At 71.5% G+C, this 14,814-nt stretch carries 13 protein-coding genes; 4 read left to right on the top strand and 9 right to left on the bottom strand.

The genetic code is table 11. From position 1 onward, the window contains the following. Positions 1-2: 2 nt before the first annotated feature. Positions 3-809 (top strand): polysaccharide deacetylase family protein, encoded by an 807-nt coding sequence (locus tag HS104_02135; GenBank protein MBE7478776.1) that lies wholly within the window; start codon positions 3-5, stop codon positions 807-809. Beyond that, positions 806-2,518: an NAD-dependent malic enzyme gene (locus tag HS104_02130; GenBank protein ID MBE7478775.1), complete on the top strand. Its 1,713-nt coding sequence runs from the start codon at positions 806-808 to the stop codon at positions 2,516-2,518. The genes HS104_02135 and HS104_02130 overlap by 4 nt, the downstream gene beginning before the upstream one ends. 4 nt (positions 2,519-2,522) lie before the next feature. Here the strand turns inward: HS104_02130 and HS104_02125 are convergent, their stop codons facing one another. Then, on the bottom strand, positions 2,523-3,722 hold the full coding sequence (locus HS104_02125) for a hypothetical protein (GenBank protein ID MBE7478774.1): 1,200 nt from the start codon (positions 3,720-3,722) through the stop codon (positions 2,523-2,525). Positions 3,723-3,802: 80 nt separating this feature from the next. On the opposite strand from HS104_02125, the gene HS104_02120 reads away from it, so the two are divergent. Next, on the top strand, positions 3,803-5,119 hold the full coding sequence (locus HS104_02120; protein ID MBE7478773.1) for a serine/threonine protein kinase: 1,317 nt from the start codon (positions 3,803-3,805) through the stop codon (positions 5,117-5,119). Position 5,120: 1 nt separating this feature from the next. On the opposite strand, the gene HS104_02115 is transcribed toward HS104_02120, so the two are convergent. Together HS104_02115 and HS104_02110 are read right to left on the bottom strand one after the other, a co-directional pair. Then, positions 5,121-6,104 (bottom strand): hypothetical protein, encoded by a 984-nt coding sequence (locus HS104_02115; GenBank protein ID MBE7478772.1) that lies wholly within the window; start codon positions 6,102-6,104, stop codon positions 5,121-5,123. A 97-nt stretch (positions 6,105-6,201) separates the two neighbouring features. Next, positions 6,202-7,674, bottom strand: a complete 1,473-nt coding sequence (locus HS104_02110) for a HAMP domain-containing histidine kinase (GenBank protein ID MBE7478771.1) — start codon at positions 7,672-7,674, stop codon at positions 6,202-6,204. Positions 7,675-7,784: 110 nt separating this feature from the next. On the opposite strand from HS104_02110, the gene HS104_02105 reads away from it, so the two are divergent. Continuing rightward, a complete protein-coding gene (locus HS104_02105; GenBank protein MBE7478770.1) occupies positions 7,785-9,917 on the top strand; it encodes a diguanylate cyclase in 2,133 nt (710 codons plus the stop codon). Here HS104_02105 and HS104_02100 read toward each other — a convergent pair. The 6 genes from HS104_02100 to HS104_02075 are packed head-to-tail and all read right to left on the bottom strand — an operon-like array spanning position 9,914 to position 14,791. Continuing rightward, on the bottom strand, positions 9,914-11,038 hold the full coding sequence (locus tag HS104_02100; GenBank protein MBE7478769.1) for a hypothetical protein: 1,125 nt from the start codon (positions 11,036-11,038) through the stop codon (positions 9,914-9,916). The genes HS104_02105 and HS104_02100 overlap by 4 nt on opposite strands. 1 nt (position 11,039) lies before the next feature. Further along, a complete protein-coding gene (locus HS104_02095) occupies positions 11,040-11,636 on the bottom strand; it encodes an HAD family hydrolase (GenBank protein MBE7478768.1) in 597 nt (198 codons plus the stop codon). Continuing rightward, entirely contained in the window at positions 11,633-12,397 is a 765-nt protein-coding gene (locus HS104_02090; GenBank protein ID MBE7478767.1) for a hypothetical protein, read from the bottom strand. Before HS104_02090 ends, HS104_02095 begins: the two co-directional genes overlap by 4 nt. 23 nt (positions 12,398-12,420) lie before the next feature. Beyond that, positions 12,421-13,692 carry a hypothetical protein gene (locus tag HS104_02085; GenBank protein MBE7478766.1) on the bottom strand — a complete coding sequence of 424 codons (1,272 nt, stop codon included), beginning with the start codon at positions 13,690-13,692 and terminating at the stop codon, positions 12,421-12,423. Beyond that, positions 13,689-14,207, bottom strand: coding sequence for a hypothetical protein (locus HS104_02080; GenBank protein MBE7478765.1), 519 nt, complete (start codon positions 14,205-14,207; stop codon positions 13,689-13,691). The genes HS104_02085 and HS104_02080 overlap by 4 nt, the downstream gene beginning before the upstream one ends. Then, a complete protein-coding gene (locus HS104_02075; protein MBE7478764.1) occupies positions 14,204-14,791 on the bottom strand; it encodes a sigma-70 family RNA polymerase sigma factor in 588 nt (195 codons plus the stop codon). The genes HS104_02080 and HS104_02075 overlap by 4 nt, the downstream gene beginning before the upstream one ends. Positions 14,792-14,814 lie beyond the last annotated feature (23 nt).

Raw genomic sequence — 14,814 nt, 5'->3', positions numbered from 1 at the left:
TCATGCCCCCCGCTCGAATCGTGTTGTGGGTCGCGAGCATCGGCGGGCTCGCGCTGCTCGGGCGCACGCTGCTCGTCGAGCCGCTGCCGACCTGGGTCGCGGTATGTGCATTTTTGTCCTACGCCGCGCTCTGCACGGTGGGGGTGCTCTGGCCTCAGCTCGAGATGTACGGCGACGTCGAGTGGCGGGGCGAGCCCGGCCAGAAGGCCGTGGCCCTGACCTTCGACGACGGGCCGAACCCGCGGACGACCCGTAAGGTCCTCCAGATCCTGGAGCGGGGGGGACACCGGGCCACGTTCTTCGTGGTGGGCAGGAAGGCGCTCGCGCACGCCGACGTGGTCCGCGAGATCCACGAGGCGGGGCACGAGCTCGGCCTGCACGGCTTCGCCCACGACCGACTGTACTCACTGAAACCCCCGAAGTACGTGGCCGACGACATCGCCCGCACGCAGCAGGCGGTCGAACAGGCCGTCGGCACCCGTCCCGGCCTGTTCCGGCCGCCGGTCGGCTACCTGAGCTCGCGCACGGCGGCCGGAGCCAAGCGGGCCGGCGTGCGGGTCATCGCCTGGTCGGCGCGGGGCATGGATGGTCTGGGGCCGGCGGACGCCGACGTGGTCTACCGGCGCATCGAGGAGAAGCTCGTCGACGGCGCCATCGTGCTGTTGCACGATTCGGCGGAGCGAGACGATTTCGAGCCAGCGAGCGTGGAGATCCTGCCGCGGCTGCTGGAAGAGCTGGAAGACCGAGGGCTCCGGACGGTGACGGTCTCGGAGCTGCTCGACGGAGCAGAGGGCAAACAAGACGCATGAGCTCCGAGGTCCGATTCGAGCGCGACGCGCGCGGCAAGTGGCGGGCGCACACCAGCCTGCGGGGCCGCGCGCTGATCGCGCATGGGCTCTTGAACAAAGGCAGCGCCTTCTCCGCGGAAGAGCGGCGCACGTTCCAGCTCGAGGGGCTGTTCCCGCACGCCGTCTCGAGCGTCGGCCAGCAGGTGCTGCGCGCCATCGACAACGCACGCAACAAGACGGAGGCCCTTCAGCGCTACGTGTTCCTGACCTCGCTCCAGGACCGCAACGAGACGCTCTTCCACCGCGTGGTGCTGGAGAACCTGGAGGAGCTCCTGCCGGTCGTGTACACGCCCACGGTCGGGCAGGCGTGCCAGCACTACAGCCGGCTGTTTCGGCGGGGTCGCGGCGTGTGGATCACTCCGGAGCACAAGGGCCGCGTGCGGCAGGTGCTCTCGAACGCCGCCACGGGTGACGTGCGGCTGATCGTGCTCACCGACAACGAGCGCATCCTGGGCCTCGGCGACCTGGGCGCCGGTGGCATGGGCATCCCCATCGGCAAGCTCGCGCTCTACACCGTAGCGGCGGGGATCCACCCTTCCCAGGTCTTGCCCATGAGCCTGGACGTGGGTACGGACAACCAGAGCCTGCTCCGCGATCCACAGTACCTGGGGTTCCGGCAGCCCCGGCTGCGCGGCGAGCCTTACCTCGAGCTCGTCGAGGAGCTGGTCGCGGCCATCCGCGCCGAGATGCCGAGCGCCGTCCTTCAGTGGGAGGACTTCAAGAAGGGCAACGCCTTTCTGTTGATGGAGCGCTACCGCGATCGGCTGCCCTCCTTCAACGACGACATCGAAGGCACCGCTGCGGTCGTGATGGCGGGTGTCCTGGCTGCGTGCCGCGCCAAGCGCGAGACCCTGGCGCAGCAGCGCATCGTGATCCTGGGCGCCGGCGCCGCCGGGGTCGGCACCGCACGGCAGTTGATCGCGGCGTTCGAGCGCGCCGGCCCGCAGCCGGGCGCGAAGCACGCGCCGGTCGCCGTGCTCGACAGCTGTGGCCTGGTCGTCGAAGGCCGGAACCTACGCGACGAGTACAAGCGCAGCGTGGCCTGGTCGGAGCAGGAGGCCGAGGCTGCGGGGCTGGACGCGGAGCGGAGCAAGAGCCTGCTCGAGGTCGTTCGGGCGCTGCGACCCACGGTGCTGATCGGCGCCTCGGCCACCCCCGGACTGTTCACCGAGAGCGTGGTGCGCGAGATGGCGCGGACCTGCGAGCGTCCGATGATCTTGCCGCTCTCGAACCCCACCTCGAAGTGCGAGGCGAGGCCCGAGGACGTGCTGCGCTGGTCGGAGGGCCGCGCGCTGGTAGCTACCGGCAGCCCGTTCCCGCCGGTGACGGTCGAGGGCAAGAGCCGGCGCATCGCGCAGGCGAACAACGTGTTCGTGTTCCCGGGGGTCGGCCTGGGCATCCTGGCGTGCGGCGCGCGTCGGGTGTCGGACGCGATGTTCCTGCGCGCCGCCGAGACCTTGGCGACCTGCGTCGGCGCCGCGGATCTGGCCGAAGGTGAGCTGTACCCGCCCCAGCGCGAGCTGCGGCAGATCGCGCGGGCGATCGCCGAAGCCGTCGCGCGTGGGGCTCGGGACGAGGGAGCGTGCGAGCCGCTCACGGACGACGAGATCGCGGAGCGCGTGGGGCGCGAGATGTGGTTCCCGGAGTACCCGGAGCTGGTCGCGGAGTGAGGGCTCAGTCCGCGAGCGCGAAGCTCACCAGGGTGGAGACTCCGGTGCTGGTCGAGGCCAGCGCGAACAGGGAGCTGCCGTTCTCGGCCAGGCCGCGCACGCGCCTCGCCTTCAGCTGTTCGGTCCAGATCGGAGCGGCGTCGTTCTCCAGAGGCAGAGCCCAGGCGACGACGCCGGCGTTGCCGCTCGCTTCGTCGTCGGGGAGCGCGGCTCCGCTCACCCCGCCGGCGTAGAGTCGCGAGCCGACCGCGACCACGGCGTGGAGCGCCTCTGCTCCCGGACCGGGATCCCAGCGTGCGAGCTTCTCGACGGCGCCGCTCGAAACGTCGAGCCGAGCCACGAAGCCGAACGGCTCCCCGGCGCCGGCCCGTGCGTGGCCGACCAGGTATGCCGACGAGTCGATGACCAGGAGATCTCGCGCGCTCGCGGAGTCGGCGCCGGGCAGCGCGAGCTCCGGCGAGGTGAAGCTGGGAGCGCCGCAGCCGCCGGCGCCCACCCGGGCCACGCGCAGCTTGCCGCCGAGCTCGAGCACGAGCAGCGCGCCGTCCGAGAGCGCTGCGACCGCGGTGGCGCTCGTGGCTCCGCTCGCGAGCGCCGAGCAGGCGGCGCCGGACGAGAGTCGAGCGAACCAGGCGCCGCTGGTCTTGGAGCTGCCCACGGCCCAGGCCCCGGCGCCGCTCGCTGACACGTCGTTCACCACCGAGTCCGGCGGCAGCGAGCCGAGCGCGTGCGTGGCCTTCGCGGTGCCGGTTCCGAGCTCGAGCTCCGCCAGCGACATCTGGCCTTCGTTCGCGCCGGCTAGCACCAGCACGTCCCCGTTTGCCGCGGCGGCGCCGAGCGACGAGCCCTTGTCGGACAGCGGTAGGATGGCGTCCGCCAGCGTGCCGCCGCAGGCGTCCACCGGCTGCACCAAGCCTTGCGCAGGCCGACCGTCGTCGTCGTCGCTCGTACCCACTGCGTACACTCTGGCGGCGGCCGCGACCAAGGCACCAGGTGACGGGATGGAGAGGCTCGCCTGCCACGCCCCGCAGGCCGGCTCGCAGCTCCCGCTCGGGCCTTCCTTCGTGCCGGGCGGGCACGGGTCCTTGCAGCCGTCTTCGTGGCAGCTCGAGGCACCCGCTGCGCCTTCGCCGTAGTCGAAGGCGTCGGGCGTGCACGCGAAACCCAGACAAGCCAGCAGCAGCGGCCGAAGCTGCCAATCCATGATGGATGACATATTATCCGAGTTGGCCGAAATCGGGTACGTCCCTGTCGGCTTCCGGACAAATCCGGAGAGGCGCCGTGATGGGACCCGGGAGCGTGATCTCGAACAAGTACCGCCTGGTGCGCTGCCTGGGAGAAGGCGGCATGGGGGCGGTGTGGGAAGCGCTGAACTTGCGCACCCAACGCTCGTTCGCTCTGAAGCTCGTGCGAGGCGAGAGCGAGATCCTGCCGGAGCTCCGCGAGCGCATGCTGCGTGAGGCCAGCGTCGCGGGGCGGCTCGAGCACCCGAACGTGATCGAGGTCTACGACGTCGGGGAGACGGAGGAAGGAGATCCCTACCTGGTGATGGAGCTGCTCAAGGGCGAGAGCCTGGCAGAGCTCCTGGACCGGCGCGGAGCGCTGGACTCGACGCGCGCCGCGGCAGTCGGCGCGGAGGTGGCGGCGGCGCTCGCCGCGGCGCACGCGGCCGGCGTCGTGCACCGCGATCTGAAGCCGGCCAACGTGTTCCTGCACGAGGACGCGGGCCACGGCCGGGTGGTCAAGGTGCTCGACTTCGGCGTCAGCAAGCTGCTCGCGCAGGAGAGCCCGTCGGCCACGGTGACCGGCTCGCCGATCGGCACACCGGCCTACATGAGCCCGGAGCAGGCGGAGGGCAGCCGCGACGTCGATCAACGCACCGACCTCTGGGCGCTCGGCGTGCTGCTCTTCGAGATGGTCGCTGGGCGCCTGCCCTTCGAGGGCACCACGGCCTATGCCGTGGTCGGTGCCGTGCTGCACGCGCCCATCCCTCGCCTGAAGGACTGGGTCAAAGGCGCGGACGCCAGGCTCGACGCCGTCGTCGCCCGCTGTCTGGAGCGCGATCCCGAGCGGCGCATCGCCTCGGCGCGGGAGCTCGGCGCCGAGCTCGAGTCGCTCTTGCCCAAGCGCGCCAGCGCGGTGGTGGCGGACTTCGACGAGGACGCCACGCTCTCGCGCAAGGTGGCGCGCGAGGTCCCGCCCAGCGAGATCTCCGACACGGCGACGACCGCGGTGGTCGGACCGCGCGCGCCAGTGCTGGCGGCGACGCCCGCCGCGCTCGGACCAAAGCGCGCGCTACCGAAGCAAGCGCTGGCGGCGGCCTCGGTGGTGCTGCTCTTCGTCGTGGGCATCGTCGGCGGGACGCTCTGGCGGCGCTCGGCGGCGCCTGAAGTGGAGGCCGTCTCGACGAGCGCGCCGAGCGCGGTCGCGCCGACAGCCACGCCGTCGCTCGAGCCCGCGCCGAGCAGTGCGGTCGCGCCGGCGCCGAGCGCTTCGAGCGCGCCGCCGGAGAAGAAGAACCTGCGACGCGTCGCGCCTTGTCCGAAGGACAAGCTCCTGATCGACCCCGTGACCGGCAAGCCGACCTGCGCGCGCCGCTGACTCAGAACGCCCAGCGCACGCGCGCGCTCGCGCTGCGCGGCGAAGGGTCGATCCCGACGGCCACCGGCCGGGCATCGCTGCTCGAGCTCGAGCCGAGCACCCACCACACGCCGCCGGCGATCAGCGCGCCCGCGCCGACGCCGAACGCGACGTTGCGCCAGGTCTCTGCCTTCTGCGCGTCGTCTTTGAGCTCCTGGTGCGCCGGGTCGTTCTCCAGCGCAGGTGGGCAGCTCCAGCCCCCGCCGGTGCGCGTGCAACCGGCCGCCGCGTCGTCGAGCTTCTCGTTGCGACGCAGGTGGAACACACCACCCACGACCAGCGAGGCGACGCCGACACCGGTCACGATCAGCGCGCCTGCCGGCGGTCCGTTCGAGGTCTTGGCGTGGCGCTCGGGCGCCCGCGGCTTGGGCGCGGGGGCCACCGGCGCGGGAGGCTGCGGCCGCTCGAAGCGCACCTCCAGCGTCTGGCGTTCGCCCTCCACCGCCTGCAACTGCCGCACGAACGGCTTCTCTCCGGCGGCGGAGATGGTCAAGCGATGCGGACCCGGATCGAGCTCGAGCTCGCCTTCGACGATCTCCACCGGGCGGTCGTCCACGCGCGCTTCGACCTTCGCGGCGTCCGGCGGCAGCTTCAGTCGCAAGCGCGGCACGCGGGGTCCCACGCTGGCGAGCGCGTCGTCCGCCAGGCGCCGCACGTCGTCTGCGCCTTCGCGCTCCGCCAGCGCGCGCGCGCTGACGAAGTGGCGCTTGGCGCTGGCGATGAGCCCCAGGTTGCGCTCCGCCTGTGCCAGGTTGAACAAACCCACGGGTGTCGCGCGGAGCTCCACCGCCGACTGGAACTTGCCCCGCGCCTCCGCCCACTTCCCCTGCGACGCGAGGTCGGCTCCCTCCTGGTAGAGCTGAGCGGCCGTGTCCGCGCTCTCCTGCGCCGCAGCCGTCACCGGCACGAACAGGAGCGAGGCGACCAGCGCGGTGACGAGACGCATCGGACTCGACCTTCGCCGGTTTGGCAAAAGCGGATCGCGATCCGCGCAGCGCCTGGCGTTTCCTGAGTGCATCTCCCGAGCCCGACCTCGGATGCTATCACGGCCGGCGGCTCGAGGTCGCGGCGTCGGCCCGGGGCAGCTCGAGGACGAAGCGGGCGCCGGTCGTGTAGGTCTCGTCGAGCGCGATGCTGCCTCCGGCCGCTTCGACCAGCCCGCGGCACACCGCCAGGCCCAGGCCCGTACCTTTCCCGACGTCCTTGGTGGTGACGAAGGGCTCGAACAGACGGTCGCGCACCGCCGCAGCCACGCCTGGGCCGGTGTCCTCCACCTCCAGCCGGACGCCCGTGGCGACGGGCTTGGCGCGCAAGCTCACCTTGCCGCCCGGTCCGCAAGCGTCGGCGGCGTTCAGCACCAGGTTCAGCACGACCTGCACCATGTGCTCGCGGCTCAGGGCGACGGGCGGCAGCTCCGGGAACACGTCCACGGCGAGCTCCACGTCGTGCAGGGACTTCTGCGGCGTGACCAGCGCCACGGTGTCGTAGATCGCGGCCTCCACGCTGCCCGGGTTGACGTCGTCTTCGTCCTGCTTGTTCCCGGGGCGCGCGAACTGCAAGAGGTCCTTCAGGATGCGATGGATGCGCTCGCTCTCCTTGCGCATGCGCTGCAAGAAGTCGCGCTGCTCCTCCGGCTCCAGCCCGCCTTCGAGGAGGATCTCCTGCATGCCGATCAGCGCCGCGATGGGGTTGCCGATCTCGTGGGCCAGCCCCGCAGCCAGGCGCCCCACCGAGGCCAGGCGCTCCGAGCGCACCAGGCGATCTTGCGCTTCCTTCAGCCGGCGCGTGGCGCGCTCGACCTCGTCGATCTGCTTGCGCAGCGCGTCCTCGTTGGAGATGAGCTTCTCGGTCATCGCGCGCAGGTTCACGCCCAGCTCGCCCAGCTCCCGGGCGCCACGGGTCGGGACCTCCAGCCGCCGCGCACCGCCCGCCACGCGCTCGGCGGCGCGTGACAGCTGATCGAGGGGGCGCACGATCAACCGCGTGAGGGCGAAGTAGGCCAGGACCAGCAGCGCCAGCGCCACGACCAGCGTGTAGAGGCCGACCAGGCGGACCAGGGGTGCCGCGCGGGCGGACTGATCGTCCGTACGCACGACCGCCACCACCGCGCCTTGGGCATCCGGGACGGTCACGGCGATGGCCCTGCCGTGGCTGGTGGTGACGTCGAACACTCGTTCGCTGGTGGCGTCGAGCGGGGCGCCGAGCGCGAGCGCCGCGACGGGGTCCCCGACGCGCAGGACGGGCTGGCCCGACTTGTCGTAGACGCCCAGGGCCTCGACGCCCTCGGTGCCGATCTCCGCCTCCAGGAGCGCCGACAGCTGGTCGGGCGAGCGTTTGTTCCGGGCCTCACCGACGTGTCCGGCCACGGCGCGGCCCAGGGAGCGGGCGCTGCTCTCTCGCACTTGCTGAAGTGTCAGCCGCGTGTAGGTCGCCACGGCGAAGAACAGCGGCACGAAGGCCAAGAGCATCAGGCCACCGAGCAGCATCAGGATCTGGAGTCGCAGGCCGGGCTTCACCGCCCGAGCATTGTCGCCCATTCTCGGGCGAAACGCCGCATACCGCTTTGGACGCACGTGTCTCCGGAAAGTGGGCCGGGAGGGCCCGCGTCTGATAGCCGCGTGCTCGAATGGATCCGCTCGTCCGAGTCTCCCTCCGCGCGCAACGAGCACTGAACCAGGCATCGGGGCTCGGGCTCAGCGTCGGCTTCGGCGCCTACCTGGTCTACAGCGTCGCGGAGACGCCGGGCGTCGTCTACGACGTGTGCGTCGGAGCGCTCCTCGTCGGTGCCATCGCCCTGGCGGTAGTGCGGCGCCTGCGGCGCCTGGACCCGGACGCCACCACGCGGCTCGATCTGGAGCTCTTCACCCACCTGGTCGTGCTCTCCTTTGCGCTGGTCACGCAGGCACCCGGCAAGCTCGACGGGGCGTTCCACCCGGCGGTGTACGCGCTGATGATGGTGGCGGCGGCGTTCGCGCGTCCGCCGGCGGCGCTGGGAACGGCGGCCTTCACCATCCTGCTCGAGTCCGGGCTGCGGGTGATCGGGCTCGGGCAGAGGGTGGAGGAGTTCTGGCCGAGCCTGGCCTTCGTCGGCCTGTTCGCGTTCTTGAACCTGAGCCTGTTCCGCGCGGAGATCGCCCGGGTGCGGCGCCTGTCACGCCTGCACATCGAGGGCGAGATCGAGCGCATGAAGAACGCGGCACGCTCGTTCCGACTGATCGGCGCGCCGAGCGCGGCGCTGGAGCGGGGTTCCATTCCGCCTCGCAACGAGGAGGAGCGGCTGCTCCGCTCGGGTGTGGACGAGATCCACCAGGCGCTGGCCTTCGCGCTCGATCTGCTCCGCCGCACGCTCGGGCTCCGCACCGCGGTGCTCTTGTGGCTGGATTCGGGCGGCCAGAACCTCCACCTTCAGGAGATCTCCTCCAGCGACGACGGCATCGTGCCCGGGCCGTTCTCGGCCAAAGACGGAATCTTCGCCGCGGCCTTGGGCGAGCGCACGCCGGTCTCGCTCCACGGCGCCAAGGCCGCTCAGCACACGCCGTATTACGCCGAGCTCCCTCGGGTGGGGTCCGTGTGCGCGGCGCCGCTGGTCGAGCACGGCCATCCCCGGGGTCTCCTGGTGGTGGATCGCGAGAGCCCCGAGCCCTTCACCGCACAGGAAGAGGAGCTGCTCGCCAACGCGACCGTGTTCCTGCTGCGGGCCATCGAGAACGAGCGGGTGTTCGTCCAGCTCGAGCGCGCGAAGATCGAGCAGGGCAAGCTCTACCGGGCGGTGGACACGCTCAACACCGCCCACACCGAGAAGCAGGTCATCGAGGCCTGCGTGGCAGCAGCGCGGGAGTTCACGGCCTTCGACTTCGCGGTGGTCACGCTCTTCGACAAGAGCACGGGAGAGCACGAGATCTGCGCGGTCAGCGGCGATGGGCAGGACGAGCTGGTGGGCCAGCGTTTCCGCCACAACTCCGGGCTGGTTTCCATGGTCGTCGCGAATCGCCACCCGCTGCCGTACCGCGGCGACTACGATCCGGAGCGACAGGTCGTGTTCTCGCGCCGGCTGACGCCGCCCCCGATGCCGTCGCTCTTGGTGCTGCCGCTGGTGGTCCACGAGCGCGCGCTCGGTACGCTGGTGCTCGGCTCGCAACGGCGCGCGGCCTTCGGCGAGAGCGTGCGGCCTACGCTGGAGGTCCTGGCCAGCCACGTGGCCGTGTCGCTGGCCAACGCCCGGATGTTCAAGCGCCTCGAAGAGATGGCGACCACCGACGGGCTCACGGGCCTGTTCAACAAGCGGGCGCTGGTCGAGATGGCGACGCAGAAGATCAAGAGCTCCACGCGCTTCAAGAAGCCCCTGAGCGTCTTGGTCTGCGACCTGGATCACTTCAAGCGGGTGAACGACAACTACGGGCACGACGTCGGCGACATCGTGATCCGCGGCTTCGGCGACGTGCTCAGGCGTACGAAGCGGGACACGGACATGGTGGCGCGCTTCGGCGGCGAGGAGTTCGTGGTCGTGTGCGAGGAGACCGACGCGGAGGGGGCGGCGCTCCTGGCGGAGCGCATCCGCAGCGAGATAGAGGCTGCCACCTTCCACAGCACGGAAGGCCCGCTCAAGGTCACCTGCTCGGTCGGGGTCGCGACCTTCCCGGCGGCGGGCCGCGACTGGGACGCGCTGTTCAAGGCCACCGACGAGGCCCTCTACGTCTCCAAGCGCGGCGGGCGCAACCGGGTCACGGTGTGGTCGTCGCGGCTCAACGCCGCGGCCTAACGATACGCCCCGGAGCGCTTCTGCGGCGCTAGCCTCCCGGCGACGCCGGTCAGCTGCTCGATCAGGTCGCCGAGCGCGTCGCGATCCGACAGCGCTTCGTCCACGGCGACCTCGAGCTCGGTCGGGGACAAGCTGAGCGCGCTCACGTCCTCGTGGAGCGCGAGCAGCTGCTCGCGCAGCGCCTCGTCGAGCGCGGCCCGGACCTCTTCCTCCGGTTCGCCCATCACCACGAACACCTCGTCGAAGCTCGGGTCTCCGAGCTGGATGTCCTTGTGGCGGAAGCGCTCGAAGCGCGAGCGCTCGGACTCGAGCCCCAGCCGGAGGTCGAGGGACAGCGGCCTGGCGAACACCAGGCAGAGCCCGGTGCGGAACTGCTTGCCGGCTACGCGGTCCACGTGGGCGGTGAGCTCGCCTTCCTCCAAGTCCAGGCGCAGTACGTCGCCGTCCACTCTGCCGCCCAGGCTCTTCGCCAGGTCGCTGAAGCTGTCCAGCACACGCTGCTGGAGCTCCGGCCGGGGCAGCTTCGCGCGCGCCGCCGAGATCGCGGTCGCCGTCTGCACCAGCCAGCTCGCCGCCTCCACGCCGCGCTCGGTGCCGAGGTCGGCACCGACCGCCATCGTCAGCTCGTGGTCGTCGAGCTCGACCCGGAAGCCGCGGCCGACGCCCTTCAGCATCGCCTCGCCCGCAGGACCGTCGAGCAGCGCGCGAGCCTGATCGGCGTGAAGCGCGTCCACGCGGAACTCGTGATCGAAGTCGTCGGAGACGACAGCCTCGCCGGCGCGCCCGCCGAGCGCGCCGCGCTTTCGCACCGAGAGCTCGAGGCCGAGGGAGCGCGGGAAGCGAGCGACGCCCCTGAATTCCACCGGGCTGGTGCCGTCCGGCACTGCGGCGAGCTCCACCCGCAGCTCCCCGACCCGCCCGCTGGCGACGTCCACGTCGTGCTTCAAGCCGTGTTGCTTCGCGGCCTGAGCCAGGACCCTGTCCCCTACCGTGTACACGCGTGCCACGCGTTCGCGGGGAGGGTTCGGCTCGATGGGCGCGTTGGCGCCCTTCTTGGCCACCGCCCACAAGATGGCGGTGAGAGCGCCGACGTAGGCGAGGATGGGCAGAACGACTTCCACGTCACACCTTTCGGAAGGCCATGCCCGCCGCGCGCGCGGCGGCGCCGTCGGCGTCTTCGCGATCGCCGATCACCAGACACTCGTTCGGGGGCACGTTCAGGCGGCGCGCGGCCTCCAGGTACCCGTCGGGGTGGGGCTTGAGCCGGCGCGGGCCACCCGCTTCGCCGCTGGCGACCACTGCGTCGAACAGTCCGGAGGCTTCGAGCGCCGCGAGCTTGGCGCTCGCCGGGTAGTCGCTGACCAGGGCGGTCTTGCCCCCGGCCGCGCGGAAGCTCGAAATCTCGTCCAGCAAGCCTTGGCGTTTGAAGCGTCGGATCCACTTCTGCGGCCGCTCGATCATCCACTCCGTGACGTGGCGCTCGACCAGCACGCGATCGACCGAGAGCGCGGCGGCGGTGCGCTCGACCTGAAGCGAAAACGGGCTCTCGACGTCTTGGTCGAGCTCGTCCCGCAAGAGCTCGTGCTCCCGGCGAAAGCGGCGCAGCGTGCTCACCGCGCCCCAGCCGCCCAGGGCCAGCTCCGCCGCCATCGCGAGCTTGACCCAGCGCGCCGTGTAGAGCGTGCCGTCCAGATCCACCAGCCAGGCTCGCGCGCTCATCGGCGGAGCTCCGCGATGCGCCGGAGCTCCGGGACGGTGACGCCCAACCGTTCGGCCTTCGACAGTGCGCGGCCGAGGCGCGCTGGTGCGCTCCTGCCGGTGCAGGCGTGCCCGGGGTCGGCGGCGATGGCCGCCTCGAGGCCGGCCAGCAGCGGGGCTTCGGCCAGCTCGGCGCCGGTCTGGGCGCGCTCCAGCCGGAGCACTTCCCTTGCCACCGTGAGCGCGAGCGGCCGGTGGCGTTCCCAGAGCTCGCCCACAGTGCCGCCCTGCTCCATGCCCGCGATGTTGGTGGTCAGGATGTAGAGGTTCTTGCGCGTGAGCTCGAACAGGAGCTCCGCTTCACTCTCGACCGTGCGGGTGACGACACCGACGGCGCCGAGCGCGGCTGCGAGCAGGTCGGCGCGCGGCCCGAACAGCACGGTGGGCAAGAGCTCCTTGAGCAGGCTGGTCGGCTTCTTCTCGAACCACACCACGGCCAGCGTCGGATCGACGATGTCGTGAGCGAGCCAGCTCGCGGGCAGGAGCTCGTTCTGAAGGAGCCCCACGCACCCCCGCCAGCCCGCAGGCATGCTGCGGAGCACGCCGTCGAGATCCGTCTCGCCCACCGCGACCAGCGCCAGATCCGGCGCCGGGACGGTGCGCGCGACCTCCTCCAGTCGCGTGCTTCGCGTCACCGGGAACACGGGGTGGCCAGACTTCAAGAAGCCGCGGGCGAAGACCGCACCCAGCTCGCCGATTCCGACCACGACCACGGCGCCCATGCGGCGCCGAGTCGTAGCACGGCTCAGGCTGCGGCGGTGCGGTAGGGGCCCTCGTTCTTCACCTTCTTGGGGAAGAAGCCGGCCCCGCGCGTGGCGATCAGCGCGCCGATGCCGACGAGCACCACCCCCGCCGTCACGAAGCCGCCGATCCACGGCAGCCAGGACGCGATCAGGAACACGACGCAGCCGACGGCCAGGTGAACGTAGGGGCTCTTGCTCTTGTGGTGGGCGAGCGCGGCGCCGATGGTGGTCAGCGTGGCGCAGATGCCGGCGTAGGCGCCGATCACGCCGAGCAGGAGCGCGACGATGGCGATCGGGATGCCGATGACGGTCACGCACAGGGCCAGGAAGGCGAGCGCGGCGACCAGCGAGCCGACGATGCCGAGCGCGAACGTCCGCATGGGGCGAGCGGCTACCTCGCCCTGCATGGCGTCCATGCGACCGGTCGCCAGCGCCAGGAGCACCGTGCCGAACACGAACAGGAGCGCGGTGCGCGTGACGCTGCCGCCGAAGTCGCTGACGCGATCGACGAACGTCGGCCTCTTGTCGCGGTCGCCGCGGCCGAGCTGGATGCCGATGTTGCCGTCGCCGCGGCGGGCCTTGCCCCCGACGACGTCGACCTTGCCTTCGACCTCGGCGCCGTCTTCGGCATCGAAGGACCCGCCGACCACGCTGACGTCGCCCTTCACCCGCGCGCCCTTCTTCACCACCACGGAGCCGCCCATCACCGACACGTCGCCGGTAACGACTCCGTGCACCTCGGCGGACCCGCCCATCACCACCAGATCGTGGACGACCTCGCCGGCTTCGACTCGGGTGCTACCGCCGGTCACGACGCGATCTTCGGCCTTCGACTCGTCGACCTCGACCTTGGCGGCCGGCGGCGCTTGGCTCGGCGCCGGCGCGGCCGCGGCGCTCGGGGCGGGGGCGGGCTCCGCCATGGCGGTCACGGTGGGCTCCGGCGCCGGCGCGTCGGCGGCGCGCGCGATGGAGATCAGCTTGCCGTCGCGCTTGGCCACGTAGCGCGCGTCGGACAAGAGCAGCTCGAGCACCTTGTCCGCCGGTTGGTCCTTGACCTCCACGTCCACCGGCGCCGACGGCGGTGACTCGATCACCACGCTCCAGCCCGCCTTCTGGGCCAGGCGCTTCACGGCCTCTGCCCGGGGCAGCTCCTTGACCGAGAGCGAGACCTTGGGCTCGTCTGCGGGCCAGTTGCCCTCGCGCAACACCTCGGCGCCGGCGGTGCCGGCCAGACACAGGACGGCGACAGCGGTGAGGACTCGACGAGAATTCATGCGCGTGCTCCCTTCCACTCCGTGCGGCGCGGCACCTGGCGCGCGACCAAGAAACCCAACGAACCGAGCACCAGCGTCGCGGCCACCCAGACCACGAGCAGCGACGGACCCGCGTTCGACGCGGCTTTGATCAACGAGCCGAGCACGCGGAGCGCGATCGGCGTGCTCTGGACCAGCGCGCGGGGAAGCTCGGTGAGCCAGAGCGGCAGGTCCCAGAGCGCGGGGACAGCGCCGACACCGGCCAGCACCAGGCCGACCACGACCGCCCAGGCCGGGAAGGGCTCCGGGGCGCGCACCGGCAACGGGTTCTCGAGCAAGGCCTCCGAGACGGAGACGCTGAGCAGCGCGAGCTGCCCGAGCCGCGCGGTGCAGGCGTCGCAACCCTCGGCGTGCTCCTCCGCCGCTGCCGATAGAAGCGCGCGCTCGCCGTCGGCGAACGCGGTCAGCGCGAGCTCGCTCAGGTGTCCGTCGGACTGCCAGAGCACTTGGTCCGAGAGTCGGTCGTCGCTTCTCATGCGAAGTTCCCTTCGTCCCCCAGGGCGTCGGCGATGGCGCGCCGAGCGCGCGAGATCCAGGTGCAGACCGTGCCGATGGGCACGTCGAGCTTGGCGGCGATCTCGCGGTAGGCGAGGCCGTCAAGGTGGAACATCTCGATGGCGCGCCGGTGCTCCTCCGGCAGCTCGGCCATCGCCGCCCGGATGGAGGCCAAACGTCGCGCGCGCTCGAGTCGCACGTCCACTCCCGGAGTGGAGTCCGGGACCCGGTCCAGCGGGTCGTCGCCGTCCGGCGTGGGCTGGGCGATGCGCGCGCGCGCGCGGGCTCGGACCCTGACCGCGTCGAGCGCGACATGGCGCGCGATGCCCAGCAGCCAGGGACGCAACGGTTCACCGGGGCGCAAGCGCTCCTGGCCCTCCAGCGCGCGCTTCAGCGTTTCGTTCGTGCAGTCTTCGACGTCCGGGTGCATGCGGCTCTCGCGAAGGACGCTCGCCGCCACGGCGCGTACCAGGGGGCGGAGCTCTTCGGCCCGGATCCCGAGGTCGCCGGCTGGCGCAGGAAGTCCCCTTCGGGCCTCGGTCGGTGCCATCCGGACGGCGAGCATCCTCGCCCTTCTTTCGCGGCTCG

It is taken from the genome of Polyangiaceae bacterium (genome assembly GCA_015075635.1).
In the GTDB taxonomy this organism is placed as follows: domain Bacteria; phylum Myxococcota_A; class Polyangia; order Polyangiales; family Polyangiaceae; genus JADJKB01.
Note: the sequence above shows the minus strand (reverse complement) of the source record. Positions and strands in the feature narration are given on the sequence as shown.

Bases quoted from the DNA above. Each gene is read 5' to 3' on its own strand.
- HS104_02135 (MBE7478776.1), top strand. From the start codon at position 3: ATGCCCCCCGCTCGAATCGTGTTGTGGGTCGCGAGCATCGGCGGGCTC.
- HS104_02130 (MBE7478775.1), top strand. From the start codon at position 806: ATGAGCTCCGAGGTCCGATTCGAGCGCGACGCGCGCGGCAAGTGGCGG.
- HS104_02125 (MBE7478774.1), bottom strand. From the start codon at position 3,722: ATGGATTGGCAGCTTCGGCCGCTGCTGCTGGCTTGTCTGGGTTTCGCG.
- HS104_02120 (MBE7478773.1), top strand. From the start codon at position 3,803: ATGGGACCCGGGAGCGTGATCTCGAACAAGTACCGCCTGGTGCGCTGC.
- HS104_02115 (MBE7478772.1), bottom strand. From the start codon at position 6,104: ATGCGTCTCGTCACCGCGCTGGTCGCCTCGCTCCTGTTCGTGCCGGTG.
- HS104_02105 (MBE7478770.1), top strand. From the start codon at position 7,785: ATGGATCCGCTCGTCCGAGTCTCCCTCCGCGCGCAACGAGCACTGAAC.
- HS104_02095 (MBE7478768.1), bottom strand. From the start codon at position 11,636: ATGAGCGCGCGAGCCTGGCTGGTGGATCTGGACGGCACGCTCTACACG.
- HS104_02090 (MBE7478767.1), bottom strand. From the start codon at position 12,397: ATGGGCGCCGTGGTCGTGGTCGGAATCGGCGAGCTGGGTGCGGTCTTC.
- HS104_02085 (MBE7478766.1), bottom strand. From the start codon at position 13,692: ATGAATTCTCGTCGAGTCCTCACCGCTGTCGCCGTCCTGTGTCTGGCC.
- HS104_02080 (MBE7478765.1), bottom strand. From the start codon at position 14,207: ATGAGAAGCGACGACCGACTCTCGGACCAAGTGCTCTGGCAGTCCGAC.
- HS104_02075 (MBE7478764.1), bottom strand. From the start codon at position 14,791: ATGCTCGCCGTCCGGATGGCACCGACCGAGGCCCGAAGGGGACTTCCT.